Raw genomic sequence first — 24,429 nt, 5'->3', positions numbered from 1 at the left:
GGCCGCCGCGCAGCGCCGTCACTCGACCAGACTGTGTACGCGGTGTCGCGCCGCGCCTGTCCCCCTCTAGTCGTTGCTCCCAGGGTGCACCCATGACGTCCCGCTTGGTGCGCAAGACCGGCCGCGGGGTGTTGAGCCCTCTCCTCCGGTCTCGGGTGTAGGCCCCGCCATTTATATGGATGGGCCACGTGATGGCGCGCAGCGGACTCGCAGCCGGCCAGGAGCCGGCGCGAGTCCGGCGCCAAGGTCATACCAACCACACGCTGGACATGAGCTGCGGCCAGCGCTTGAGCAGCGCCCGAGCATTCAGGCTGGGCTGGCAGTCGACACCGACCTCGGCGTCTTCGAGCGACACCTGCGGGTAATGCCACAGCGCACTCTCCTGCAAACAGCGCTCGAACAGCAGCTTCCACCGGCCGGTCAGCGCTCCGGGGCAGTTGCTGGCCACGTGGGCGAACAATTCGACCGTCATCAACTCGCTCAAGCGGTCGGCCAGACGTTGCTCGTCGAGGCGTGAGCAGCCTTGCACCACCAGACTTTCGAGCCACTCGCCAAGAGGTTGCTGTTGGCGTTGAGCCTGCAAGAGGGCCGCCGTGGCCGTGGCGGCGCTGAGGTGCAGCACGGTGCGAATCGGTGCTTGGATTGGCGTGAAGAGAGGTTGCATGTGGAAGCAAGAGAAGTTGCGGTGATGTGAATCCTTCCCTGACTACCCTGTTGACGCCAGCGAATCCCGTTACGTAATGGGCAGCGGCTAGGGCACTTTGCAGCCGGCCTCGAACCCTCGCTACACGCTGCAGGCGCCGCACGGTGCGACGCCATGCAAGTGAGGACTCATGGGAAGACCAGGCATCAAAAAGGAAGATGTCGTGCGGGCGTACGTTGCGCTGCTGAAGCAGGGGCGCTTACCGGGGCCGCAGAACCTTCGACTGGAACTGGGGAGAGGCAGCTTCACGACGATTGCCAATCACGTGAATCGGCTGGCTCTGCGCCACGTGAACCTTCGACCGCCCAGGCGCCGCACAAGGCGTTTGGTGAGAGCTACACCACAGGAGGCCATCTGATATCTTGATTCATGGACTCCGGCGCGTGCCGGGGTCTGCATGCCCGTAGCCTTGCGTCGACACCAAGCCACGGGTGGCTTGCCCATATAAACCGACGGTGACTACACTGTTCGTGAGACGCTATTGCCAGCGTTGCGGTCAGCGGCGACCACAAGGTTCGTTTCTGGCACTGCTCTGGCGGTGGCGTTGGGAGTCGGGTGCGGATGGTTGCGTTTGACTGCGGTCCAGTGCGCTGTAAGTGCTTGATTTTGTTGATTGTTGCGTGTGGGCTCGGTCCTGCCGCGCACGCGGATTCCGATTGAAAATCCGCGTGTCGGTGGTTCGATTCCGCCCCAGGCCACCAGACGAAAAAAGGCTCCCCTCGGGGAGCCTTTTTGCGTTTGGCGGTGTAGCGGCGGCGGATGAGAAGCGCCAGGTTCGCTCTGCGATAGCCAGTGGCTGCCGCAGGACATTCCGCAGTTCCGGCGAAACCGCTTGCGATTTACGTCGGCCCCCTCGCATACCCCCTCACCATCACCCGGTCGTCGCTGGTCGTCGTGAACGCAATCTGATTCGCCTGCAGCGCGCCGGTGATCTCGGCCATGGCGCCGATGCCGTCGATCTCCACCCACTCGATGATGTTCGTCGTCGCCCGGCTCTCCGCCAGCAGCTGCCAGTCGACCGCGAAGAACTCCGGCGCCGGCTCGTCGCGCACCACGTATTTCACCCGCCCCAGCGGCCCCTTGGCCGGCAGCGTCAGCATCGCGCGGGCCAGATTGGCCCATTGCGCGCCGCTGATCAGGCGCACGATCGCGCCGCTCTTAAGCAGCGCCTTCATCCGCTCGGTGATGTGCTGCACCGGGATGTGCTCGATCCAGGGGCCGTCGCGCTCGTCGCGGTTCCAGCTGCGCCAGCCATGGCCATAGGCGCTCTGCACATAGGGCCCGCGCAGGACCCGCGGCGTGGACTCGCTGGCGCGCTCGGTGCCGAGCAGGTGGACCAGCGAGGCAAAGGGCTGGACGAACTCGCTGGGCATCCTCGCCAACTCGCGATCGACCAGCTGCGCCGCGGCCTCGACCGATTCGGCACGCACCAGAAAGCAGGTGTCGGGGCCGTTCGGCCCGCCGGTCACCGGATCGTCCGACTCATTGCCCCAGCGGACGACCTCGTACAGGTTCAGGGGGATCGCTTCATCTGGCTTCATCGGGGCATGATGCTAACGCCCCGCGCGCGACTCCCGGCTCAGGGCTGCTTGTCCTGCGTCGAAGCCTCGCTGTTGACCAGACCACCCGCCGCGGCGCCGCCCAGCGCGCCGGCGACGGCGCCGACCGCGCCACCGACGACGGTGCCCAGCGGGCCGGCCGTGGCCGTGCCGATCGCGGCGCCGGTGGCCGCGCCGGCGACGACGCCGCCGCCGACCAGCACCGAGCGCGCCTCGCGTTCGGCCTCCTCCTCGTCGAGCGGGAATTGCGCGTGCCGGCGCGGATCCTGGGACGGGATGCCGTAGCCGGGGCGGGCCTGCTGGGCGAGGTCTTCATCGACAGTGTCGTCCGGCAGCGGGGTGTCGATGGGATGGTTCATGGCGGCCTCTCTTTCCGATCCGGTTGGCGGACTCGATTCCTTATAAGCGCCGCGCCATGGCCGGCTCGTGGTCCGCCACGCTGCCGCACTGTAGGACGCGGCCGCAAGTCCATGCCGCGCGGCGGCGTTTGAGGGCGAGCAAACCGCGCCGGCCCGCGAGGGGCTAAGCTGGCGCCCGATGCCGATCAACAAAGCCCTGCCCGGATTCGAGTCGCCCGCGGCCGGTTTCGAGGCGCCGTTCGAAATGCTCGCGGCCTGCCACGAGCGCCTGCGGCGCTCGCTGCGCCTGCTGGCGCGTCTGCAGCAGCATCTGGGCGCGCAACCGCAGGGCGTGGACGAGCAGGCGCGCCAGGCGGCCGCCGATCTGCTGCGCTATTTCACGCTGGCCGCGCCGGCCCACCACGAGGACGAGGAGCGCCATATCGTGCCGGTGCTGCGGCGCTCGGCCGATGCAGCGCTGCGCGCGGCGGCCGAGCAGCTGCTGCGCGAGCATGAGCAGATCCGCGCCGCCTGGGAGCTGCTGGCACCGCAGCTGCGCGAGATCGAGGCGGGGCGGCTGCCGCCGCGCCTGGCCGAGGCCGCCGAGCATTTCGGTCGGCTGCACGACGCGCATCTGCGGCTGGAAGATGAGCTGGCCTTTCCGCAGGCGCGGGTGCTGCACGAGGAGGCGGGTGGCGCCGCGGCGCTGGCGGCGATCGGCGCCGAGATGGCGGGCCGCCGCGGCGCGACGATCAGGAAGACGCCCGGCTGAGCGCGATCGCCGCGGCCAGCCAGGCCGACACGGCGGCCTCGTCCGGTGGCAGCAGGCGGCCGGCGCCGCTGAATTGCTGCCAGGCCTCGGCATTGCGCTGCGCCACCGTGGTCAGCAGCGGGATGCCGTGCTCCATCGCCGCCAGTAGTTCGGCGCTGAAGCCGCCGCGGCGCAGCTCAAGGTCGCCGAAGCGGTTGCTGACGATCAGATCGGGTGCCTGCTCCAGCGCCTCGCGCAAGACCTGGCTCGCCCGCGCGAAGGCCGCCGGGTCGGCGCGGCAGCCGCGCGAGCCGCTGCCCAGTGGCTGCGAGACCAGGTACTCGCTCGCATCGTTCACATCGACCAGCACCATGGTCGCCGCGCAGCCGTTCTCGCGCGGCGGTCGCTTCATCAGGAAGCCGCGCAGCCGCAGGCCCAGGGCCTGCTGGCGGCGCACGATGGCCGTCAGAAAGGCGTCCATATCGAGGCTGCGGTCGTCGACGATGGCAGCGGCCAGCGGCGCCTCGGGATCGAAGTCGTCGTCCTTGTGCATGCCGCAAGCCTAAGGCAAAAGGTGTCCCGCCAAGGCGCCGGCGCGCTCGGCTCAGAAGGTTTCCCAGTCGCCGTCGGCACTGCTGCTGTTGCTGCCGACGGCGGCCGGCGCGGGCGCCGGGCTCGGCTTGCGCGGCGCCGCCGGCTTCGCTGCGGCCGCCTTGGCGACCGGCGGCTTGGTGGCCGGGCGCGGCGCGGTGACGGCCGCGGGCTTCACGGCCACGGCGCGCGGCGCAGCGACAACGGCGGCGCTCTGCTGACCGACATTGAACACGGACACGACCTCGGCCAGTCGCTGCGCCTGCTCGCGCAGCGACTGCGCGGCGGCGGCCGATTCCTCGACCAGGGCGGCGTTCTGCTGCGTCATCTGGTCCAGATTGGTGACGGCCACATTGACCTGGGCGATGCCGTCGCGCTGCTCGGTGGCGGCCGAGGCGATCTCGCCGATCATGTCGGTGACGCGGCGCACGCTGGTGACGATCTCCTCCATCACCGAGCCGGTCTGCCCGACCAGCTGCGCGCCCGATTCGACCCGCTCGACCGAGGCGTTGATCAGCGTCTTGATCTCCTTGGCCGCCTGCGCGCTGCGCTGCGCCAGGGTGCGCACCTCGGCGGCCACGACGGCGAAGCCGCGGCCCTGTTCGCCGGCGCGCGCTGCCTCGACGGCTGCGTTCAGCGCCAGGATATTGGTCTGGAAAGCGATGCCGTCGATGGTGCCGATGATGTCGCCGATCTTGCGCGAGCTCTGCGTGATCTCGTCCATATTGCTGACTACCTGCGAGACGACGGCGCCGCCGCGGCTGGCCGTCTCGGCGGCCGAGGCGGCCAGCTGGTTGGCCTGGCGGGCGACGTCGGCGGAGTTCGACACGGTGCCGGTCAGCTGCTCCATCGAGCTGGCGGTCTGCTGCAGGCTGGAGGCCGTCTGCTCGGTGCGCGCGCTCAGATCATGGTTGCCGGTGGCAATCTCGGCCGAGGCGGTCGAGACCGATTCGACGCCCTGGCGCACCTCGCCGACGACGCCGCGCAGCTGGCGCACCATCTTGTCCAGCGCGCCCAGCAGCTGGCCGAACTCGTCGCCGCGCTCGACCCGCACATCGCTGGACAGATCGCCAGCGGCAATGCGCTCGGCCACGCCGATCGCCTGCTCCAGCGGGCGCTGGATCGAGCGGATCAGCAGCAGAGCGCCGCCGACCAGGCCCAGCACGATCACGGCGACGATCAGGCTGGCGATGCGCAGCGTGCCCTGGCGCTGCTCGGCCATCTGCTCCTGCACCTTCTTCTTGGCGCTGTCCTGCAGATCGGCGAAGTCGCGCAGCGACTTCAGATAGACGACGACGGCGGGGTTGAAGCGCTGCTGCGTCTCCTCGGTCGCGCCGGCGATATTGCCGGCCGCCTTCAGCTCGCGCGTCTTGGCCAGCGATTCGAGCACGGCCTTGCGCTCGACGGCGATCTTGTCCATCAGCGCCTTGTCCTCCGCGCTGAGGGCCATCTTCTCGATCGCCTGCTGGACCTTGCTGATCTCGGCGATCGCGCTGCCGATATCGTTCTTGAACGCGGCCTCGACGGCCGGGTCGTTGCTGATCGCGGCCGCCTGCACGCGCACCACATTGCTCATCGTCAGCGCGGACCAGCGCTCGGCCGCGCTCTGCTTGGCGTCCATCGCCGCGCCGGCCGCATCGGCCTCGCGCTGGATGCGGCCGCTGCGGGCGCTGGAATAGGTGATCAGGCTGCCCATGGCCACGATGACGAGGGCGACGGCCAGCCAGAGGCGGCCGGCCACGCTGAGGCGGCCCAGGGGCGAGGAAGGAGGCGTGGCGGCGGGCTGGCTCATGGCGGCTCTCGACAGGCGGGGTTCACGGGCTGGGACCGCGACCATAGCCCGGATCGAAGCGCCGCGCGCATGCGAAGCCGCCGCCGCGCGGGCGCATTGCACGAAATGCACGAGCGCGGCGCGAGGCTGGCGACGCCGGCCGGCCCGGCCTTACCAGCTGCCGGTATTGGGCATAGCGCTCCAGGGCTCGGCCGGCGCCAGCGCCGGGCCGTTCTGCAGCAGCTCGATCGAGATCTGGTCGGGCGAGCGGACGAAGGCCATGCGGCCGTCGCGCGGCGGGCGCAGGATGGTCACGCCATGGTCCATCAGGCGCTGGCAGGCCGCGTAGATATCGTCGACCGCATAGGCGATATGGCCAAAATTGCGGCCGCCGCCGTAGACCTCGGCGCGGCCCTCGGCATCGGGCCAGTTGTAGGTCAGCTCGACCTGGGGCTGGTACTTGCCAGCCTCGTCGCCGGGCGCGGCCAGATAGACCAGGGTGAAGCGGCCCGCCTCATGCTCGCTGCGGCGCACGACCTCCAGCCCGAGCGCGTCGCGGTAGAACTTCAGCGAGGCGTCCAGATCGTGGACGCGGACCATGGTGTGCAGGTATTTCATAGCGGGTTCCTCGTGGCTTGGCGCTCATTGTCGCGCGGCGGCCGGCGCCAGCAGCCGGCCGAGGCCGCGGCTGCGGCTGGGCTTGCTGGCGGGGGCCGCCGCCGGGTCGAGCGCCTGCGTCCTGAGGGCGGCCGCGGCCGGCGCGCCCAGCGGCCAGGCGCCGCTGAAGCTGCGGCCCATCAGCAGGTCCGACTTGGCGACGATGTCCATGCGGCCGTCGGCATTCATGTCCAGCAGGGCCAGCTGGTTGGCGCCGTAATAGGCATAGCCGCTCTCGAACAGGCGCTCGGCCTGCAGCGTGCCGTCGGCCGCCTGCAGATAGACGCCCAGCCGGCTCGCCGTGTCATGCGCGACCAGCAGATCGGCGCGGCCGTCGCCGTCGACGTCGCCGATGAGGACGGCGCGCGGCGAATAGCTGCTGGCATGGACGAGCGGCGCGGCAAAGCTGCCGTCGGCCTGCTGGCGCAAGAGCAGCACGCGGCCGATCTGGTCGCTGCCCGAGCCGACGAGAACGACATCGGGCCGGCCGTCGCCGTCGACATCGCCGATGGCCAGATCGGGCTGCGAGCCCAGCTCCACCGGCAGCGTGCGGGTGCCGCGCTCGGCGCCGAAGCCGGCGCCCTGGCGCGGCGCCCAGACCAGCTCCAGCGCGCCGCCGGCGCTGGCGCGCAGCCAGACCAGATCGGGCAGGCCGTCGCCATTCATATCGGCGAGCTGCCAGGCGGCGACGAAGTCCGCGCCGGCGCTCAGCTGGGCGACGCTGGTCCAGCTGCCGGCCGCATCGCGGTGCAGGAAGTTGAAGCGGCCCAGCTCGGCCACGGCCAGCGTGCCCCGGCCCCCGCTGCTGCCCAGGTCCGAGCCATAGATCCGCCAGCTGGCCAGATTGGCCGGCACCGCCTCGGCGACGAAGCCGCCGCCGGCCTGCTGGCGCCAGAGCTGCATGCCGGACTGGCCATAGAGCGCGATGTCCCGCAGGCCGTCGCCATCGGCGTCGATCACCGCCAGCGCAGTGATGTCGAACAGATAGCCCTCGCCCAGGCTCAACAGCTTCTGCACGTCGCCATAGCGGCCGTCGGCCTGCTGGCGCCGCACGCCTATCCATTTCTCGTAGGAGCCGATGCGCTGGGCGGCGACCAGCAGATCGCGGCGGCCGTCGCCGTCGATATCGGCCAGGGCGATCGCGTTGACGATCGCCTCGGCGGCCAGCGGCAGCGGCCGCGCCAGCGGGCCGGGATCGGTGCGGAAGTCGACGAAGAAACGGGCCGGGGTATTGCCGGCCGCGTCGCTGACGCCCTCGTAGAGCTCCAGCGTGTAGCGGGCGTTGCGCTGCAGCGGCTGCGGCAGGGCGACGAGCAGCTCGTCGCCCGAGATCGTCGCCGGCAGGTAGTCGGTGCTGCTCGGGCCGTAGAGCCGCACGCGCGGCGGCGCGCTCGAGCTCGCCTTGATCGGCTCGTCGAAGCGCAGCCGCAGGGGCTCGGTGGTCGAGGCCTCGGTCGAGTCCCGGGCCGGTGAGGACGAGATCAGCAGCGGCGGCGTCGTGTCGACGAAGAAGCTCAGCACGCTGGCCGGCAGCGCATTGCCGGCCAGATCGCTGGCCTGGCCGGCGTTGCGCAGTTCGTAGCGCTGGTCGGGCAGGCGGGTCGACTTGGGCCGGATGCTCAGGTGCTTCAGGTCCTGGCTCTGGCTAATCTCGATCGGCACCGTCTGGCCGGCGCCGTCGAGCAGGACCAGGCCGGCCGCACCGCGCAGCGACAGCGGGTCCAGCGCCGCGCTGAAGTCCAGCTCGATCGTGTGCAGCGGATCGAGCGGCGCGCCGGCGGCCGGCGTCGTCGTCCCGAGCGCGGCCGGCGTCGTCGTGCTGCGCCGGCTGCCGACGCGGTAGGCGACCAGCTCCTCGGCCGTCGATTCGAGCGGGGTGCCGTTGCTGGTCGTCGTCGAGCTGATCTTGACCGGGCCAAGCTCCGGCGCGTACCAGCTGTCCTCGGTGTAGACCAGGGTCTGCGCGGCGCCGCCGGCGGCGAGGCGGATCGCGGTGCGCACGGTGGCCCGCACATGCGAGGCGTCGGGGAAGCTGCCCAGTGCCGTCGTCAGCGCCTCCTTGCCGATGAACAGGCTCTCGACGCGCAGATCGATGCCATCGGGGCGGCCGTCGCCATCGACATCGGCCGAGACGCTGCGTTCGAACAGCAGGACCGTCTGGCCCTGGGCGATGCCGAAGCGCAGCAGCTCCAGCGGGCCGACCGCCGCGGTCAGCGGATCGCTGCCCGGGCCGGGCACCGTGCTGATGCCGGTGGCGCTGCGCTGCAGGTATTCGCTGTCTTCGGCCTCCTGCGTGCCGCTCAGCGCCAGCAGCGCCGTGCCGCTGCCGACCGTCACCGCCTCGCCGACGCGCTCATGGCGCAGCGGCGCCGTCGGCGTGAGTGTCGAGCGCCAGCTGCGGCGGTCGCCGCTGGCCAGCGGATAGACATCGGCGGAAAGCGTCAGCGCCGGCGGCGCGATAACCGGATCGCCGCCGCCACCACCACCTCCGCCGCCGCAGGCGCTCAGGACAAAGGCGGCCCATAGCCAGGCCGCCCGGCGCGCCAGCGGCGCGGCCATCGAAAACTTCTGCATCGGTGTGTACTCCCTGTGGCCGTGCGCGCTTCTTGCTGCGGCGAGGCCTGCGCCGGATCATAGGGCGGCAGGTCTTGCCGCGCCTGCGCAAGATCCGACCCCGTGCGCTATGCGCCGCGGCGATGGGGGTGTCCGCGGCTTCTCAGTAGTCCAGCCACTCCATCTCGCGCACCAGCGGCGCGCCCTTGATGCGCGCCAGCGTGTCGGTCAGCACCTCGATATTGTTGTCGAAGGAGCCATGCGTCGCGCTGATCTGGCATTGCTCGCGGGTGTTGCGCACCTTGGGCGTCGTGATGGTGTGCGAGAGCGCGTTCTTCGCCGCCAGCGGGCCCCAGGCCTTCTGCCATTGCTGCACGGCCGGCAGCGCGCTGGCCGCCCATTGCTCGGCGTCCCGCGCATAGGCCGGCAGCAGCGCGCGCTCCATGCCCAGCAGCGGCTGCTTGCGCAGGTCGTCCAGCGCGCGCGAGACCAGGTAGAGCAGGGACTTGCCGTAGATCGGCAGGCTGGGCTTGGGCAGGCCGTCCGCGCGCTCATTGCCGTCGCTGAGCTGGTACAGATGCAGGCGCTCCAGCGGCAGGGCGCCGGCCTGGGCGGCTCCGAGGTAATGCCGGACGGCGAAATCGACCGAGCAGGCGGCCGCATACAGATGGCAGCTCTGCACCGGCAGCGGCTCGGGGCCGACCAGCAGATCGAGCAGATGGCCCAGCAGGATGGAACCGGCCGAATGGCCGATCAGGTGCAGCTCCAGTGCGGCGCCGTCCTGCGCCAGCTGGTCGCGCAGCGCGCGCAGCTGCAGCGCGGCCAGGGTCAGCGCGTGGCCGGGCTCGCCGGCCGCCGCGGCGTTCTCGCGCATCTCGCTCCACAGGCCCCGGCCCAGCACGCGGCTGGCCGCTTCCAGCGCCCGGTCCTTGGCCTCGCCGAGGTTCAGCCAGCCGCCGCTGCGTTCGTCGGACAGGCCCAGCAGGTGGCGCGCCCAGTCCTCGACCATGCTGGTGATCGTCTCGACCGGGCCGGTGCGCCAGGTCAGGAAGATCGGATAGATCTCGTTGGCCTCGAAATAGGGCGCCAGCACCCGGGTTCGCTGCAGCGCCTCCGATTCGGAATTGAGCCCGCCATGCGCGTACAGCGCCAGCTTCAGCGTCTTGCGCTTGCCGGCGCGCTGCCAGGCCAGCGGCCGCTCGAGCAGCAGCTCCTGCGCCAGGCCTTCGCGGTCGCCGCGCTGGCGGGTGAAGTCGGTGACCATCAGCAGGCCCTCGTTGCCGGACAGCAGCGTGTGCTGGTAGGCGCGGGGCGTGCTCCAGGGCTGGTAGGGCGGGTAGTTGAACTCGTGGTCGATCGGCCAGGGATCGTCGGGCGGGTTGTCGGTGACGGCCGAGGTCCGGGCCAGTCCGATCATCGAGCGGCCGAGCGGCACGCGAAAGGCCGAGGCGCGGCCGCTCGCGCCGCCAGCCACCGCGCCGCCCCGCTCGCCGCGCAGCTGCGGCACGCCCAGGGCGACGGCCCAGGCATCGGTCGCGTTGGTGACCCAGTCCTCGTAGGGCAGGGTGGCGAAGCCGCTGGCGCCCCATTCCAGGCCCCAGGAATTCTGGATCACGAAGCCGCGCTCGTTGTAGCCGACCAGCGCAAACGCATGACCGCCGCTGTGCGCCGGGTCCTTCATCGTGCCGATCACCGGCAGCTCGTCGTGCGAGCGGGGCGCCGCCCGCGCCTTGCCGAGCTTCTGCATCACCGCGTCCCAGCCGTCGTGGGCGGTGCCCGAGACGTAGACGGCGCCGATCTCGGCGATCGCGCCCTGCAGATCGACGACCGACAGCTTGTCGACGCGGTAGTAGACGCCCAGCGGCCGGCTGACCGCATCCTCGGCCCAGCCGGGCCCGGGGCGCACGAACAGGGGCTTGCCGTCCGCATCGAGCGGATAGGGCCAGAGCTTGTCGGCGCAGACGCCATGCTTGTGCCAACCCTTCAGCGCGCCGCGGCAGCTCGAGCCTTCGTAGTCCTGGCCGGGCCACTCGTCGTAATGCTTGGCCAGCTCGTAGAACATGCGCGGGCTGACCGAGGCCATCGTGGTCTTGCCGCCGGACAAGACCTGGCGCCGCCACAGCAGGTAGTTGCCGACGCAGGCGAGACCGAATCCGGTGCAGGCGCCCTCGCTGCCCTGGTTCAGCACCAGCCCGGCCTTCACATAGCCGGGCAGGAAGCGCTTCAGCGTCGCATCGTCCGGATAGCGCGGCGACAGGCAGCGCAAGGGCGCGCGGTAGACCAGATCGCGGAAATCAAGCCGGTCGGGGCGCGCGTCGAGCGCGCGCTGCTTGATCGAATCGACCGGCGCGGCCGCCTTGCCGGCCTTCTTCGTTGCGGATGCGGATGGGGCTTTCTTGCTGGCCATGATGCGGTCTCCTTGCGGCTCGTGCATCTTGTGCCGCGGGTTCGGCGGCCGCCGCCCCTAAGTTGTGGGAAGCTATCGGCAGATTCACCGAACAGGAGTGCCAGTCCATGACTCAGAAGATCTGCATCGTCGGCGTCGGCGCGATCGGCGGCTGGCTGGGCGCGCGGCTGGCCCAGGCGCTGGGGCCGGAATTGCGGCTCAGCGCCTACGCGCGCGGCAAGAGCCTGCTGGCGCTGCGCGGCCAGGGCCTGCGCCTGGAGCAGAGCAGCGGCGAGCGCATCACTGTGCCGGTGCACGCCAGCAACGACCCGGCCGAGCTGGGGCCGCAGGACCTGCTCATCGTCGCGGTCAAGGGCCCGGCCCTGCCGGCCGTGGCGCCGGCCGTCCATGCGATGCTGGGCCCCGAGACGCGCGTGCTGGTCGCGATGAACGGCCTGCCCTGGTGGTTCTTCGACGGCTTTGGCGGCGAGGCGGCCGGCCTGCCGCTGCGCGCGGTCGATCCCGAGGGCCATATCGCCGACCTGATTCCCAGCGAGCGGGTGATCGGCTGCGTCGTCCATGCCGCCTGCTCCAGCCTGGAGCCGGGTCTTGTGCGCCACCAGATGGGCCAGGGCCTGATCGTCGGCGCGCCGGCCGGCGGGCGGCCGGCCCATGTCGAGCAGGTTGCCGCGCTGCTGAGCCGTGCCGGCTTCGAGGCGACGGTGTCGGAGCGCATCCAGCGCGACATCTGGTTCAAGCTCTGGGGCAATATGACCATGAACCCGATCTCGGCGCTGACCGGCGCCAGCTGCGACCGCATCCTCGACGACGAGCTGGTGCGCGGCTTCGCCAGCGCGGTGATGCTGGAGGCCGCCGCGATCGGCGCGCGCATCGGCTGCGCGATCGAGCAGACGCCCGAGCAGCGCCATGCGCTGACGCGCAAGCTTGGCGCGATCAAGACCTCGATGCTGCAGGACCTGGAGGCGCAGCGGCCGCTGGAGCTGATGGCCCTGGTCGGCGCGGTGCGCGAGGTCGGCCAGCATCTGCGGATCGCCACGCCGCATACCGACGCGCTGCTGGGGCTGACGCGGCTGCTGGGCCGGCAGCGCGGTCTGCTTTAGGTTTCAGCCGCGCCGCGAGCGCCAGATCCAGACGATCACCCAGACGCTGTTGAAGAAGGCCAGCAGGAAGCCCAGCGCGCCCAGGATGGTGAACAGCGGGATGCCGAAGACCTGCGGTCCCGAGGTGACCGTCATCACGATCGATGAACCGATGACGACCGAGGCGGTCATGATGCCGATCGTGATGCGGTCGATCGCGCCGTCGAGCCGGTGGCCGAAGACGTCCAGCCGCTTCAGATCGAAGTCGATGCGCAGCCGGCCGCGGCGCGCATCCTTCAGCAGCCGGTTCAGCTCGCGCGGCATCGCGCCGAGCAGGCCGATGAAGTGGCCGAGGCTGGCGCTGCCGCGCTGCGCGATCTCGGCCGGCGCATAGCGCGCCGCCTGCGCGCGGTCGACAAAGGGCTTGATCTGGTCGACCAGGCGGAAGTCCGGGTCGTATTTGCGCGCCGAGCCTTCCAAGGTGACCAGGCACTTGAACATCAGGGTCAGGTCGGAGGGCAGCAGGATGCCGTGCTCGCGCACGATGGCCGTCAGCCGGCCGAGCAGGCGGCCGACGCGGATGTCCTTCAGCGGCAGGTCGGCGAAATCGGTGACCAGCTCGTCCACATCGCTGGCCAGCCGCTCCTCGTCGACCGCGTCCTCCTCGGCCCAGTCGAGCAGCACCTCCATGATGGGCTCGTTGTCGCGCCGCGCGATGCCGGCCAGCACGTCGATCACCTGGTGGCGCCGCGCCGGCGAGAGCCGCCCGACCATGCCCAGGTCGATGATGGCCAGCCGGTTGCCGGGCAGGTAGAGCACATTGCCCGGATGCGGATCGGCCTGGAAGAAGCCGTGCTCCAGAATCATCTTCAGCACGGCCGCGGCGCCGCGGTGGGCCAGCTTCTTCGCGTCCAGCCCGGCGCGCGCTATCGCGGCATGGTCCTCGCCGCTGAGCCCGTCTATGTGCTCCTGCACATTCATCCGGCTGCTGGTCCAGGCCATATGGACCTGCGGGATCAGGATGTGCGGGTCGTCGCGGAAGTTGCGGCCGAAGCGCTCGATATTGCGCGCCTCCAGCGCCAGATCGAGCTCGCGCAGGATGGAGCGGCGGAACTCCTCGACCACGCGGCCCGGCTGGTAGCGGCGCGCCTCGGGCATTTCGCTCTCGACCAGACGGGCCAGATGGGCGAGCAGCCGCATATCGGCCTCGATCTTGGCCTCGATGCCGGGGCGGCGGATCTTCAGCACGACCTCGCGGCCGTCCAGCAGCCGCGCGCGATGCACCTGGGCGATCGAGGCGGAGCCCAGCGGTTCGCGCTCCAGATCGACGAAGACCTCGGCCAGCGGCCGGCCCAGCGCCTGTTCGATGACCGGCAGCATCGCCTCGAACGGAAGCGGCGCGACGCTGGTGTGCAGCAGGGTCAGCTCCTCCGTCCACTCGGGCGGCAGCAGGTCCTCGCGCGTCGACAGCATCTGGCCCAGCTTGATGAAGGTGGGCCCCAGCTCCTCCAGCGCCAGGCGCAGGCGCTGCTGCGGCAGCAGCCGGTGGCTGCGCTGGACCTCGCCCCAGCGCAGCAGGGTGCCGGCGCGCTCCAGCACCGAGACGACGCCGATGCGGCGCATCAGGTCGCCCAGGCCGTGCCGCATGAAGACCAGGCTGATCTCGTGCAGGCGCGGCAGGTCGCGCACCACGCTCGGCGGCGGTTCGCGCACGGGCAGGTCCTACTTCGCCTTGCGGGCTTCCGCCTGCTGGCGCAGCGCGTCGGCGAAGCCGGCCAGCAGGCCGCTGGTGACCAGCGTCATGTTCGCGCCGTACTCGCGCGCCTTTTCGAGGCCGGGCACCGCGCGGTTGCGGTAGGACTCGTTCATGCGGTTGGCGAACTCGCTCATGGTCTGCGCGATGCTGACGCTGGCGTCCGCGCCGACTCGCTGCGCATGCAGGGCCAGATCGACCAGCTCGCGCCGGATATTGCCGCTGCTGGCCTCGGCGATGTGATTGGCGGCGGCGACGAAATCGCCCTGCATCTCCTGCAGCGCCGCGAAGGCGTTCTTCAGGTCGTTGTCGGAGAAGTCGCTGCCGCGGGCGGCCAAGGTCGCCAGCGCCTCGTGCGCCGCCTGCGAGGACAGCAGCAGCGCCTGGTCGAGGCCGCGCAGCGTCTCGGTGAAGGCCTCGCGCGCCGCCGCGCTGTCCAGCGGCGGCTTGATCGCGCCGCCGCTCATCGCGCGCACGACCTCCTTGATGCCCTCGGTGTCGAGCTTGCCGCCGGCAAAGAGCTGGGCGCTCAGCTGCCGCACCCGCTCGCGGATCGCCTGCTCGTCCTCGGGCGGGGGATCGGAAGCGGCGGCGTCGTCGCCGGGCGATGTCGTATCGGTCATCTCGCGACTCCCGTGTAGCGATGCCAAACAGGATAGCGCGATTCGGTCCATCCCGGCCGTGGAGCGGACTCAGGCCTCGCCGGTCTGCAGCCGCCACAGCGCCGCATAGGCGCCGCCGCGCGCCAGCAGCTCCTCATGCCGGCCGCTCTCGACGATGCGGCCGCGCTCGAGCAGATGGATGGCGTCCGCCTGGCGCACCGTCGACAGCCGGTGCGCGATCACCAGGGTCGTGCGGCCGCGGCTGACGATGGCCAGCGAGCGCTGGATCGCCGCCTCGGTCTCGTTGTCGACGGCGCTGGTCGCCTCGTCGAGGATCAAGAGCGGCGGGTTCTTCAGGATCGCGCGCGCCAGCGCCAGGCGCTGGCGCTGGCCGCCGGAGAGCTTCTGGCCGCGCTCGCCGACCCGGGTCGCGAAGCCCAGCGGCAGCCGCTCGATGAACTCCAGGCATTCGGCCTGCGCCGCCGCCGCGCGGATCTGCGCATCGCTGGCACCCGGCGTGCCGTAGGCGATGTTCTCGGCGATCGTGCCGTCGGTCAGGAAGCTGTCCTGCGCCACATAGCCGATCGCGCGCCGCAGGTCCTGCAGGTTCAGCTCGGCGATGGCCCGCCCGTCGAACAGGATGCGGCCCTGCTGCGGTTCGTAGAAGCGCAGGAGCAGCTTGACCAGGGTCGACTTGCCCGAGCCGGTGCTGCCGACAAAGGCCACCGTCTGGCCGGCGGCAATGTCCAGCGAGATGTTCTGCAGGGTCGGCTGCTCGGCATAGGCAAAGCCCAGGTTCTCGAAGCGCAGGGCGGCGCGCGCCTGCTGCGGCGCGAAGTGCTGGCCTTCGTCGTAGCGGATGCGGATGGGCGTGCCGAGCAGGCCCAGCGCGCGCGCCGTCGCCGCCATCGAGCGCTGGTACATGTCCGCGACCTCGGCCAGCCGCGTCATCGGCCACAAGAGGCGCTGGGTCAGGAAGACCAGCACCGAGTAGGCGCCGACCTCCAGCCGCCCGTGCAGGGTCAGCCAGCCGCCATAGACCAGGGTCGCGGTGAAGCCGGCCAGGATGGCCATGCGGATCACCGGCGTGATCGCCGAGCTGAGCCGGATCGCGCGCGCATTGGCGCCGCGATAGGCATCGCTGGCCTGGCGGATGTGCTCGGACTCGAAGTCCTCGGTGGTGTAGGCCTTGATCGTCGCCAGGCCCAGCAGATTGTTGTTGAGCCGCGCGCTGACGTCGCCGGCCGCCTCGCGCACGGCCGTGTAGCGCGGCGCCAGCCGCTTTTGGAACCAGAAGGCGCCGAACAGGATCAGCGGGATGGGCAGCAGCGCGATCAGCGCGATGCCCGGCTGCAGGGCGAAGAAGACCGCGCTGACCATCAGCGACGAGCACAGCACCTGGATGATCTGCGTCGCGCCGCCGTTGACGAAGCGCTCGATCTGGTTGATGTCCTCGTTGAGGATGGACATCAGGGCGCCGGTGCGCTGGTTCTCGAAGAAGGTCAGCTCCAGCTTCTGCACATGGGCATAGGTGTCCAGCCGCAGCTGGTGCTGGATGTCCTGCGCGAGCCCGCGCCATTTCAGCTCCAGCAGGTATTCGAACAGCGACTCGCCACCCCAGACGGCGACGTTCAGCGCGCCCAGCAGCAGCAACTGCTGCCAGGTGTCGGTGATGCCGACGTTGACGAGGATCTTCCTGGCCAGAAAGCTCTGCTCGCCGCGCACGACGACATCGACGGCCGCGCCGATCAGGACCTCGGGCAGGATGTCGAAGAACTTGTTGAGGACCGAGTAGAGGACCGCCAGGCGGATCTGCGGGCGGTGCGCTCGCGCATAGGCGAGCAGGCTTTGCAGCGGGTGAGCATTGCTTGTCATGGCAACGGTTTTTAACCGATGCCGCGGCGTGCCGCCGCCGGCGTCGTGGGGGCGACGCCGTCATCTGCCGAAGCCGGGGACCGGCGCTTACTGCAGCAGCCGGCCCAGGCTCCAGAGCAGGGCCGGATAGACCACGCCCCAGGCGGCGCCGACGAGGACCAGGGCCTTCATCGCGGTCAGGACCACGCGGCCGCTGCGGTGCTCGACCAGAACCTTGCCGCCGATGCTGTTGCTGACACTTCTCATCGTGCATTCTCCTTGCAGGACATGCATTGAACGCGCAAACACCGTGCCAGGTGTACAGCAAAGGAGGCAGGAAAAACCCTTTGTTCAGGCCTTACGGTCGACACGCAGCGCCAAGACGACCGAACTCGTGGTTTTGATCACACCTTCGATGTCGCCAATTTCATCCAGCAGCGCATCGAGCCGCATCGTCGACTCGGCGCGCAGCACCGCCATGTAGTCGAATTCGCCGCTCACCGAGGCCAGCTGGCGCAGCTCCGGGAAGCCGCTCAGCTTCTTGATCACCTCGCGTCCGGCGCGTGGCTGCACGGTGATGCCGACGAAGGCCTGCACGCCCCGGTCCGCCGCATCGCTGCCCAGGCGCACCGTGTAGCCGACGATGCTGCCACCGCTCTCCAGCTTGGCGAGCCGCGCCACCACGGTGGTGCGCGCGATGCCCAGTTTGCGTGCGAGATTGGCCGTGCTCTCGCGCGCATTGGCCTGCAGCAGCGCGATCAGCTGACGGTCGATCGCGTCCTTCGCTTCACCACTCATGGTTAACCCTTGTTTTCGACGATATGAATCGCAGAGATGTCAGATCGTCATTCTCCCCATGTTTTTCGTCGGACTCGTGCTTTCTTTCGTCCGACACCGTTTCTAGACTGCCCTCATTCCACGAACCCGGAGACTGTGATGACGATGAAGATTGCCCTGCTGGGCGCCGGCCACATCGGCCAGACGATTGCTCGCCTCTTGCACGCCACCGGTGACTACCGCGTCACCGTGATCGACAAGAACGCCAAGTACCTGGCCGCGCTCGACAACGAGGGCATCGCCACGGCCGAAGTCGACACCGAGAACAAGGCCGCGCTGGCCGCCCAGCTGCGCGGCAAGGATGCCGTCGTCAACGCCTTGCCCTATCACCTGGCGATCACCGCCGCGACCCTGGCGCTCGAATGCGGCTGCCATTACTTCGACCTGACCGAGGACGTCGCCGCCACCAAGGCGATCAAGGACCTGGCCCGGAACGCCAAGACCGCCTTCATGCCCCAATGCGGGCTGGCGCCGGGCTTCATCGGCATCGTCGCCCACCATCTGGCTAAGCAGTTCGACGAGGTGCGCGATGTGCAGATGCGCGTGGGCGCCCTGCCGGCCTTCCCGACCAATGCGCTCAAGTACAACCTGACCTGGTCGGTCGACGGCCTGATCAACGAGTACTGCCATCCCTGCGAGGCCATCCATGGCGGCGAGTTCATCTCGGCCCTGCCGCTGGAGGGGCTGGAGCATTTCAGCCTGGACGGCACCGAGTACGAGGCCTTCAACACCTCGGGCGGTCTGGGCACCCTGTGCGAGACCTGGGCCGGCCAGGTGCGCAACCTCGACTACAAGACGGTGCGCTACCCCGGCCACCGCGACCTGATGAAGTTCCTGCTCGAGGACCTGGCCCTGGCCTCCGACCAGGACCGGCTGAAGGACATCATGCGCAAGAGCATGCCGGCGACCATGCAGGACGTGGTGCTGGTCTTCGTCACCGTCTCGGGCCTCAAGAACGGCGTGCTGATGCAGGAGGTGTTCGCACGCAAGATCTTCGCCGAGCGCGATGCCAAGGCGCCGCTATCGGCGATCCAGATCACCACCGCCGCCGGCATCTGCGCCGCCGTCGACCTGTTCCGCGAGGGCCGGCTGCCGCAAAGCGGCTTCATCCGCCAGGAGGAGGTCGAGCTGCCGGCCTTCCTGGCCAACCGCTTCGGCCAGGCCTATCAGCAGTCGCGCCAGGTCGAGTCGATCGGCTGAGAGGAAAATATGGGCATGACTACCTCTGACCTCCTGAGCACCCTCGGTGTTCCCTCGGCCGCCACCACCGGCGGTACCCTCAAGGTTCGCTCGCCGATCGACGGCGCCGCCATTGGCGCCGTGCACGAGGCCAGCGCCGCCGACATGACGGCCGCCGTCGGCCGCGCCCATGCCGCCTTCCTCGAATGGCGCAATGTGCCGGCGCCCCGGCGCGGCGAGCTGGTGCGTCTGTTCGGCGAGGAGCTGCGCGCCAACAAGGCCGCGCTGGCCCGCCTGGTCTCGCTGGAGGCCGGCAAGGTCACCAGCGAAGGCGAGGGCGAGGTGCAGGAGATGATCGACATCTGCGACTTTGCCGTCGGCCTGTCGCGCCAGCTGCATGGCCTGACCATCGCCAGCGAGCGCCCGGGCCACCGCATGATGGAGCAGTACCTGCCGCTGGGCGTCGTCGGCATCATCTCGGCCTTCAACTTCCCCGTGGCCGTCTGGGCCTGGAACTCGGCCCTGGCCCTGGTCTGCGGCGATTCCTGCATCTGGAAGCCCAGCGAGAAGACCCCGCTGACGGCGCTGGCCACGCAGGCGCTGTTCGAGAAGGCGCTGGCTCGTTACGCGGGCGCGCCGGCCCATCTGTCGCAGGTGCTGATCGGCGGCGCCGCGGTCGGCGAGGCGCTGGTCGACGATGCGCGCGTCGCGCTGGTCTCGGCCACCGGCTCGACGCGCATGGGCCGCGCGGTCGGCCCGCGCGTGGCGGCGCGCTTCGGCCGCTGCCTGCTGGAGCTGGGCGGCAACAACGCGATCATCGTCACGCCCAGCGCCGACCTGGACCTCGCCGTGCGAGGCATCCTGTTCGGCGCCTACGGCACGGCCGGCCAGCGCTGCACGACGACGCGCCGCGTGATCGCGCATGAATCGATCCACGACGAGCTGGTCGCCCGCCTGGACCGCGCCCGCGCGCAGCTGAGGATCGGCTCGCCGGTGGAGGCCGGCAACCTGATCGGCCCGCTGATCGACGAGGCCGCCTTCGACGCGATGCAGCAGGCCCTGGCTGCCGCGCGCGAGCAGGGCGGCGAGGTGACCGGCGGCGAACGCGCGCTGGCCCAGCAGTACCCGAAGGCCTGGTACGCAGTGCCGGCCCTGGTGCGCATGCCGGCGCAGACCGAGATCGTCAAGCACGAGACCTTCGCGCCCATCCTGTACACGCTGAAGTACAAGACCCTGGACGAGGCGATCGCGCTGCAGAACGCGGTGCCGCAAGGCCTGTCCTCGGCGATCTTCACCAACGACATCCGCGAGGCCGAGACCTTTGTTTCCGCCAGCGGCTCCGACTGCGGCATCGCCAATGTGAACATCGGCACCTCGGGCGCCGAGATCGGCGGCGCCTTCGGCGGCGAGAAGGAGACCGGCGGCGGCCGCGAGAGCGGCTCCGACGCCTGGAAGGCCTATATGCGCCGCACGACCAACACGGTCAACTACTCGCGCGAGCTGCCGTTGGCACAGGGCGTCAAATTCGATATTTGACCTACCCCCGAGGCGCTGCGCGCCTCCCCCTCAAGGGGGCGCACCCGGTGGACCGGCAGAGCCGGATCCTCGGGTGCCGCTTGAAGTGCGGCCGGGCTGCGCCTGCCGTCGATGTTCTCCTCCTCTAGACCTGATTCATGACCGAAACCGGATTGAGCCGCCTGCTCGTCGCCACGCTCGGCGAGGCCGCGGCCCAGCAGACCTTTGCCCAGCTCCATGTCGCGCCGGCGCTCTTGCAGCCGGTCGGCGAGACCGTCGCGCGCGCCGAACTGGCGCAGGCCTTGAACATGGCGCTCTTCCGCGACCTGCTGGCCCGCGTGCCCGAGGGCGCCGCCTATGTGGCCGAAGCCGGCAAGATCGTCTTCGACCATGGCGCGCTGCGCACGGTGGCCTGGCCCAGCGGCGCGCTGCCGCCCGGCGAGGCGGCAATCACGCGCGTGTTGCGGCCGCTGGGCTACCGCTTTGCCGAGACCTATCCGCTGAAGAAGCTGCGCATGACCGGCCGCAGCTGGCGCCATGCCGACATGCCCGAGGACATCGCGCAGTTCTTCGTCTCGGAGCTGCACCCGGGGCAGTTCTCGCCGGCCTTCCAGGCGACGGTGAGCCGCGTGATCGGCGCCTCGCGCGACCCGCTGGCGCCCGCCGATCTGGCCCTGCTGGAGCAGCTGGCGCGCGACAAGGTCCTGCCCTGGGAGGCCGCGCTGCGGCTGCTGCCCAGGCTGCTGGCCTGCTTCGAGCGCCAGCATGGCCTGTTCGCGCAGAGCGACTACGAGGCGCTGAAGGCCGAGTCGGCCGAGATGGCCTGGATCGCCACCGAGGGCAATGCCTTCAACCACGCGACCGATCGCGTTGCCGACATCGAGGCGGTGGCTAGCGCGCAGCGCGCGCTGGCGCGCACGATCAAGGACACGATCGAGACCTCGGCCTCGGGCCGCGTCCGCCAGACGGCCTTCCGTGCCGCTTCGGTAGCGAGGCGCTTCCTGCACGAGGGCCAGGTCGTGACCCTGAGCGTGCCGGGCTCCTTCTACGAGTTCATCCAGCGCGGCCGGATCGCCGAGGGCGCGCTGGACCTGGGCTTCGACGCCGGCAATGCGACCGGCATCTTCAAGATGACCGCCGCCGCATGAGCGGCAGCGACTGGCTGGCCGAGGCGCACCGCATCTGCGGCGCCGAGTTTGTCGTCGACGGCCCGGCCATCGAGCCGCGCTATCTGCAGCCGGCCCGCTATGCGCCGGGCCGCGCCGCCGGCCTCGTGCGGCCGGCCACGACGGCCCAGGCCGCCGCGCTGCTGCGGCTGGCGGCCGCGCATGACTTGACCCTCGTCATCCAGGGCGCGCACACGGGCCTGGTGCGCGCCGCCACGCCCAGCGACCAGCGTCGCCATCTGCTGCTGTCCACCGAGCGGCTGCGCGAGGTCTTCGACTTCGATCCGCTGGACCGCACGCTGCGCGTCTCGGCCGGCTACCGGCTCTCGGAGGTCAATGAGCGGATGGCCGGGCATGGCCTGCAGTTCGCCATCGATCTGAGCGCCGATCCGAGCATCGGCGGTATGCTGGCCCACAACACCGGCGGCACGCGCATGCTGCGCCACGGCGATGTGCGCGCCAACACCCTCGGCCTGACGGCGCTGCTGGCCGATGGCACGCTGCTGCAGGCCGGCCGCGGACTGCAGAAGGACAACGCCGGCCTCGCGCTGCAGCACTTGTTCATCGGCAGCAGCGGTGCCCTGGGCCTGATCTGCGAGGCGACGCTGCGGCTGCAGCCGCAGCCGCGCCAGCGCGCGGTCGCGCTGGTCGCGCCGCGCGATCTCGACGCGGTCTTCCCGCTGTACCGCGAGGTGATGGGCGGCGAGCTGGCCGGCCTGGTCAGCGCCTTCGAGGGCATCTCGCGGCCGGCGCTGGCGGCGGCTCTCGCGCATGTCGGCGATCCGGGCCGCCTGTTCGATGGCCGTCTGCCCGAGTACGCGCTGCTGATCGAGCTGGCCAGCGAGCTGCTTGCGGCCCGACTCGATCTGGCCGCCCTGCTGCAGGACTGGCTCGAGCAGCAACTCGGCGGCGAACGCGTGGTCGACGCGGTGCTCGGCGCCGACGAACAGCTCTGGGCGCTGCGCCATGCGATCAGCGAGGGCCTGCGCGAGCAGGGCGCGGTGATCGGCTTCGATATCTCGCTGCCGCGCCGTCACTTCATGCGCTTTCGCGCCGAGGCGGCCGCCTGGCTGGCGCGCGAGTTCCCGGCCGCGCGGGTCGCCGACTTCGGCCATCTGGGCGATGGCGGCCTGCACTTCAATCTGGTCTGGCCGCGGGCCGAGCCGCCGCTGTCGGCGCAAGACCTGGCACGCTTGCGCGAGGGCGTCTACGCGATCAATGCGGCGCTGGGCGGCAGCTTCAGTGCCGAGCATGGCGTCGGCCCGCAGATCCAGGCCGGCTACCGGCAGTGGACCGATGCCCACACGCAGCGCCTGGCCGGCGGCGTCGAGCGCCTGTTCGATCCCGAGGCGCGCCTGGGCCTGACCCGCTTCGGCCCCGAGCGCTGAGAGGGCTCGAAAAGCTGTGCTATAGTGCGGGCTCTTCGCTGCCAGGCGGCGGAGAAAAATCCTGAAAGCCCAGGTGGCGGAATTGGTAGACGCACTAGTTTCAGGTACTAGCGGGTAACTCCGTGGAGGTTCGAGTCCTCTCCTGGGCACCAAAACAAAAAAGGGCTGCACGCAAGTGCAGCCCTTTTGCGTTTTGGCCGCGCGCCATCCCCAACAGCGCGGAAGCCGTGGTGCAAACGCCATTGACGCGGGCCGGCCGGCGTTCGAACAATCGTCCGGGCTCGCGGGTCGCCGCGAGCGCCTTGGCCGCTACAACATCACCATCTGGGAGATCGCGCCATGAGGACATCCCGATTCCACCGCTCCGTCGCGCTGCTCGGTGGGGGGCTCGCGCTGCTGCTCAGCGGCGGTCTGCTGGCCGCGCCGCCCGATCCGTTTGCCGGCAATAACACGCTGTACCCGCCGGACAAGGACTGGCCCCATGGCTTTCGGACCAGCAATTACGACTATCCGCAGCAGGCGCCCGGCGCGCGCTGGCTGCAGCAGCCGCGGCCGCGCGGCGCGCTGACGCTGCAGAGCGCGCCGGCCTATGTCGCCGCGGTCAAGCGCTTCATCGAGAAGGACCTGTCCGGCCTGGTCAACGAGCCGCTGAAGTGGACGCCCCAGCAGGCCGGCTGGTACGACATGCCCTGGGGCGGCCAGGGCAATCCGCTGCCCAATGGCGAGGCGATCGATCCGGGCTCCGGCCGCGAGGCGCTGCTGGGCTCCTACACCGGCCAGATCCTGCAGCCGGAGGCCTATCCGTCCCTGCCGCCCAAGGTTGCCTTCCAGAACCATGCGGTCGTCTACTACAACGACGTCGCGGCGGCACAGCTGGGCAAGATCTGGCGCGATCCCTTCCATCCGGACCTCAAGGCCGCGCAGTTCCCCGAAGGATCGATGGTCGTCAAGGTCGAGGCGGCGACGCTGAACGAGGAGCAATGGCCGGTGCTGAAGGGATCCTCGGTCTCCTATGTGTTCCGGCCGCCGGTGGCGGGCGGCAGCAATCCGCCGACGGCCGTGGTCACGCCGATGCGCTTTCTGCAGATGGCGGTGCGGGTCAAGGACAAGGAGGCGGCGCCGGAGACCGGCTGGGTCTTCATCGCCTTCGCCTACGACGCCGGCTCCAGCGGCAAGACGGTCTGGGAACGGGCGGTGCCGGTCGGCGCGATGTGGGGCAATGATCCGGAGTTCGCGCGGGAGAAGGACGGTGGCCAGGGCAGGCTGCGCCAGACCTGGGTCAGCCCGACGATCCCGCCCTTCATCAAGGACGGCCTGGGCTGGGGCGGGCGCCTGGCCGGGCCGCTGGACCTGGGCATCCGCCACAACGCGGTGACCGTCAGCGGCGTGCGTTATGGCAAGGGCGACGCGGGCCTGCGCGCCTCGTCCTGCGTCAGCTGCCACAGCTCGGCCCAGTACCCCTTCGTTGCCAATCTCTACCCATCGCCGAATATGAGCTTCCCGCCCGAGGGCCAGCAGTTCCTGCTCTTCGACCCGGGCTCGGCGCAGTGGGCGCAGTGGTTCCAGAACCGGCCCGGCAACAAGGCGCTGTCTGGCAAGAACCACCAGGCCATCGTCGGCACCGACTACGACATGATGTTGACCTTCGCGCTGATGCGCGCCAATGGCTCGGCCGACACGGACAGCTTCATCCGCCGGCCGATCGCAGGTCACTGAGGCCGGGCAC

At 70.1% G+C, this 24,429-nt stretch carries 21 protein-coding genes and 1 tRNA gene; 9 read left to right on the top strand and 13 right to left on the bottom strand.

What is annotated here, in order from left to right; all coding sequences use genetic code 11:
- Nucleotides 1-247: 247 nt before the first annotated feature.
- A complete protein-coding gene (locus QWJ38_RS00395) occupies nt 248-664 on the bottom strand; it encodes a hypothetical protein (protein WP_290357054.1) in 417 nt (138 codons plus the stop codon).
- Nucleotides 665-833: 169 nt separating this feature from the next.
- Between QWJ38_RS00395 and QWJ38_RS23995 the strand changes: the two genes are divergently transcribed.
- Complete coding sequence (locus QWJ38_RS23995; RefSeq protein ID WP_350340431.1) at nt 834-1,061, top strand: DNA-binding protein; 228 nt, start codon at nt 834-836, stop codon at nt 1,059-1,061.
- Nucleotides 1,062-1,542: 481 nt separating this feature from the next.
- Here the strand turns inward: QWJ38_RS23995 and QWJ38_RS00390 are convergent, their stop codons facing one another.
- Nucleotides 1,543-2,244: a DUF6678 family protein gene (locus QWJ38_RS00390; protein ID WP_290357053.1), complete on the bottom strand. Its 702-nt coding sequence runs from the start codon at nt 2,242-2,244 to the stop codon at nt 1,543-1,545.
- A 38-nt stretch (nt 2,245-2,282) separates the two neighbouring features.
- Nucleotides 2,283-2,621: a bacteriocin gene (locus QWJ38_RS00385; protein ID WP_290357052.1), complete on the bottom strand. Its 339-nt coding sequence runs from the start codon at nt 2,619-2,621 to the stop codon at nt 2,283-2,285.
- Between the two features lie 178 nt (nt 2,622-2,799).
- Between QWJ38_RS00385 and QWJ38_RS00380 the strand changes: the two genes are divergently transcribed.
- Nucleotides 2,800-3,372 (top strand): hemerythrin domain-containing protein, encoded by a 573-nt coding sequence (locus QWJ38_RS00380; protein WP_290357051.1) that lies wholly within the window; start codon nt 2,800-2,802, stop codon nt 3,370-3,372.
- On the opposite strand, the gene QWJ38_RS00375 is transcribed toward QWJ38_RS00380, so the two are convergent.
- The 5 genes from QWJ38_RS00375 to QWJ38_RS00355 all read right to left on the bottom strand — a co-directional run bounded on the left by QWJ38_RS00375 (nt 3,353) and on the right by QWJ38_RS00355 (nt 11,330).
- The gene (locus QWJ38_RS00375; RefSeq protein ID WP_290357050.1) at nt 3,353-3,904 is read right to left on the bottom strand and encodes a DUF2478 domain-containing protein; all 552 of its coding nucleotides are present in this window, start codon (nt 3,902-3,904) and stop codon (nt 3,353-3,355) included. The two genes, QWJ38_RS00380 and QWJ38_RS00375, sit on opposite strands and share 20 nt — an antisense overlap.
- Before the next feature lie 51 nt (nt 3,905-3,955).
- The gene (locus QWJ38_RS00370) at nt 3,956-5,734 is read right to left on the bottom strand and encodes a methyl-accepting chemotaxis protein (RefSeq protein WP_290357049.1); all 1,779 of its coding nucleotides are present in this window, start codon (nt 5,732-5,734) and stop codon (nt 3,956-3,958) included.
- A gap of 150 nt (nt 5,735-5,884) precedes the next feature.
- Entirely contained in the window at nt 5,885-6,331 is a 447-nt protein-coding gene (locus QWJ38_RS00365) for a VOC family protein (RefSeq protein WP_290357048.1), read from the bottom strand.
- Between the two features lie 24 nt (nt 6,332-6,355).
- Complete coding sequence (locus QWJ38_RS00360) at nt 6,356-8,944, bottom strand: FG-GAP-like repeat-containing protein (protein ID WP_290357047.1); 2,589 nt, start codon at nt 8,942-8,944, stop codon at nt 6,356-6,358.
- Nucleotides 8,945-9,086: 142 nt separating this feature from the next.
- A complete protein-coding gene (locus QWJ38_RS00355) occupies nt 9,087-11,330 on the bottom strand; it encodes a C1 family peptidase (RefSeq protein ID WP_290357046.1) in 2,244 nt (747 codons plus the stop codon).
- A 107-nt stretch (nt 11,331-11,437) separates the two neighbouring features.
- Between QWJ38_RS00355 and QWJ38_RS00350 the strand changes: the two genes are divergently transcribed.
- Nucleotides 11,438-12,430, top strand: coding sequence for a 2-dehydropantoate 2-reductase (locus tag QWJ38_RS00350; RefSeq protein ID WP_290357045.1), 993 nt, complete (start codon nt 11,438-11,440; stop codon nt 12,428-12,430).
- Between the two features lie 3 nt (nt 12,431-12,433).
- Here QWJ38_RS00350 and QWJ38_RS00345 read toward each other — a convergent pair whose 3' ends face one another.
- The 5 genes from QWJ38_RS00345 to QWJ38_RS00325 all read right to left on the bottom strand — a co-directional run bounded on the left by QWJ38_RS00345 (nt 12,434) and on the right by QWJ38_RS00325 (nt 17,416).
- On the bottom strand, nt 12,434-14,122 hold the full coding sequence (locus QWJ38_RS00345) for an ABC1 kinase family protein (RefSeq protein ID WP_290357044.1): 1,689 nt from the start codon (nt 14,120-14,122) through the stop codon (nt 12,434-12,436).
- A 9-nt stretch (nt 14,123-14,131) separates the two neighbouring features.
- Nucleotides 14,132-14,785 (bottom strand): DUF6781 family protein, encoded by a 654-nt coding sequence (locus QWJ38_RS00340; protein ID WP_290357043.1) that lies wholly within the window; start codon nt 14,783-14,785, stop codon nt 14,132-14,134.
- Nucleotides 14,786-14,854: 69 nt separating this feature from the next.
- On the bottom strand, nt 14,855-16,639 hold the full coding sequence (locus QWJ38_RS00335) for an ABC transporter ATP-binding protein (protein ID WP_290357042.1): 1,785 nt from the start codon (nt 16,637-16,639) through the stop codon (nt 14,855-14,857).
- 87 nt (nt 16,640-16,726) lie between these two features.
- Entirely contained in the window at nt 16,727-16,885 is a 159-nt protein-coding gene (locus QWJ38_RS00330) for a hypothetical protein (RefSeq protein ID WP_290357041.1), read from the bottom strand.
- 84 nt (nt 16,886-16,969) lie between these two features.
- The gene (locus QWJ38_RS00325; protein WP_290357040.1) at nt 16,970-17,416 is read right to left on the bottom strand and encodes an Lrp/AsnC family transcriptional regulator; all 447 of its coding nucleotides are present in this window, start codon (nt 17,414-17,416) and stop codon (nt 16,970-16,972) included.
- A gap of 144 nt (nt 17,417-17,560) precedes the next feature.
- On the opposite strand from QWJ38_RS00325, the gene QWJ38_RS00320 reads away from it, so the two are divergent.
- From QWJ38_RS00320 to QWJ38_RS00295, 6 genes are all read left to right on the top strand, one after another.
- Nucleotides 17,561-18,655 (top strand): saccharopine dehydrogenase family protein, encoded by a 1,095-nt coding sequence (locus QWJ38_RS00320; RefSeq protein WP_290358029.1) that lies wholly within the window; start codon nt 17,561-17,563, stop codon nt 18,653-18,655.
- A 15-nt stretch (nt 18,656-18,670) separates the two neighbouring features.
- Nucleotides 18,671-20,170 (top strand): L-piperidine-6-carboxylate dehydrogenase, encoded by a 1,500-nt coding sequence (amaB, locus tag QWJ38_RS00315; RefSeq protein WP_290357039.1) that lies wholly within the window; start codon nt 18,671-18,673, stop codon nt 20,168-20,170.
- Nucleotides 20,171-20,307: 137 nt separating this feature from the next.
- Complete coding sequence (locus QWJ38_RS00310) at nt 20,308-21,297, top strand: 2-oxoadipate dioxygenase/decarboxylase family protein (protein ID WP_290357038.1); 990 nt, start codon at nt 20,308-20,310, stop codon at nt 21,295-21,297.
- A complete protein-coding gene (locus QWJ38_RS00305; RefSeq protein WP_290357037.1) occupies nt 21,294-22,703 on the top strand; it encodes an FAD-binding oxidoreductase in 1,410 nt (469 codons plus the stop codon). Before QWJ38_RS00310 ends, QWJ38_RS00305 begins: the two co-directional genes overlap by 4 nt.
- 67 nt (nt 22,704-22,770) lie before the next feature.
- Nucleotides 22,771-22,855: transfer RNA gene (locus QWJ38_RS00300), tRNA-Leu, on the top strand.
- A gap of 187 nt (nt 22,856-23,042) precedes the next feature.
- Entirely contained in the window at nt 23,043-24,419 is a 1,377-nt protein-coding gene (locus tag QWJ38_RS00295; protein ID WP_290357036.1) for a hypothetical protein, read from the top strand.
- Nucleotides 24,420-24,429: the final 10 nt, after the last annotated feature.

It is taken from the genome of Roseateles violae, from assembly GCF_030410485.1.
Taxonomy (GTDB): domain Bacteria; phylum Pseudomonadota; class Gammaproteobacteria; order Burkholderiales; family Burkholderiaceae_C; genus Roseateles_D; species Roseateles_D violae.
Note: the sequence above shows the minus strand (reverse complement) of the source record. Positions and strands in the feature narration are given on the sequence as shown.

Bases quoted from the DNA above. Each gene is read 5' to 3' on its own strand.
- QWJ38_RS00380 (WP_290357051.1), top strand. From the start codon at position 2,800: ATGCCGATCAACAAAGCCCTGCCCGGATTCGAGTCGCCCGCGGCCGGT.
- QWJ38_RS00355 (WP_290357046.1), bottom strand. From the start codon at position 11,330: ATGGCCAGCAAGAAAGCCCCATCCGCATCCGCAACGAAGAAGGCCGGC.
- QWJ38_RS00310 (WP_290357038.1), top strand. From the start codon at position 20,308: ATGACCGAAACCGGATTGAGCCGCCTGCTCGTCGCCACGCTCGGCGAG.
- QWJ38_RS23995 (WP_350340431.1), top strand. From the start codon at position 834: ATGGGAAGACCAGGCATCAAAAAGGAAGATGTCGTGCGGGCGTACGTT.
- amaB (WP_290357039.1), top strand. From the start codon at position 18,671: ATGACTACCTCTGACCTCCTGAGCACCCTCGGTGTTCCCTCGGCCGCC.
- QWJ38_RS00395 (WP_290357054.1), bottom strand. From the start codon at position 664: ATGCAACCTCTCTTCACGCCAATCCAAGCACCGATTCGCACCGTGCTG.
- QWJ38_RS00370 (WP_290357049.1), bottom strand. From the start codon at position 5,734: ATGAGCCAGCCCGCCGCCACGCCTCCTTCCTCGCCCCTGGGCCGCCTC.
- QWJ38_RS00385 (WP_290357052.1), bottom strand. From the start codon at position 2,621: ATGAACCATCCCATCGACACCCCGCTGCCGGACGACACTGTCGATGAA.
- QWJ38_RS00365 (WP_290357048.1), bottom strand. From the start codon at position 6,331: ATGAAATACCTGCACACCATGGTCCGCGTCCACGATCTGGACGCCTCG.
- QWJ38_RS00295 (WP_290357036.1), top strand. From the start codon at position 23,043: ATGAGGACATCCCGATTCCACCGCTCCGTCGCGCTGCTCGGTGGGGGG.
- QWJ38_RS00335 (WP_290357042.1), bottom strand. From the start codon at position 16,639: ATGACAAGCAATGCTCACCCGCTGCAAAGCCTGCTCGCCTATGCGCGA.
- QWJ38_RS00325 (WP_290357040.1), bottom strand. From the start codon at position 17,416: ATGAGTGGTGAAGCGAAGGACGCGATCGACCGTCAGCTGATCGCGCTG.
- QWJ38_RS00340 (WP_290357043.1), bottom strand. From the start codon at position 14,785: ATGACCGATACGACATCGCCCGGCGACGACGCCGCCGCTTCCGATCCC.
- QWJ38_RS00330 (WP_290357041.1), bottom strand. From the start codon at position 16,885: ATGAGAAGTGTCAGCAACAGCATCGGCGGCAAGGTTCTGGTCGAGCAC.
- QWJ38_RS00375 (WP_290357050.1), bottom strand. From the start codon at position 3,904: ATGCACAAGGACGACGACTTCGATCCCGAGGCGCCGCTGGCCGCTGCC.
- QWJ38_RS00350 (WP_290357045.1), top strand. From the start codon at position 11,438: ATGACTCAGAAGATCTGCATCGTCGGCGTCGGCGCGATCGGCGGCTGG.
- QWJ38_RS00390 (WP_290357053.1), bottom strand. From the start codon at position 2,244: ATGAAGCCAGATGAAGCGATCCCCCTGAACCTGTACGAGGTCGTCCGC.
- QWJ38_RS00360 (WP_290357047.1), bottom strand. From the start codon at position 8,944: ATGCAGAAGTTTTCGATGGCCGCGCCGCTGGCGCGCCGGGCGGCCTGG.
- QWJ38_RS00305 (WP_290357037.1), top strand. From the start codon at position 21,294: ATGAGCGGCAGCGACTGGCTGGCCGAGGCGCACCGCATCTGCGGCGCC.
- QWJ38_RS00320 (WP_290358029.1), top strand. From the start codon at position 17,561: ATGAAGATTGCCCTGCTGGGCGCCGGCCACATCGGCCAGACGATTGCT.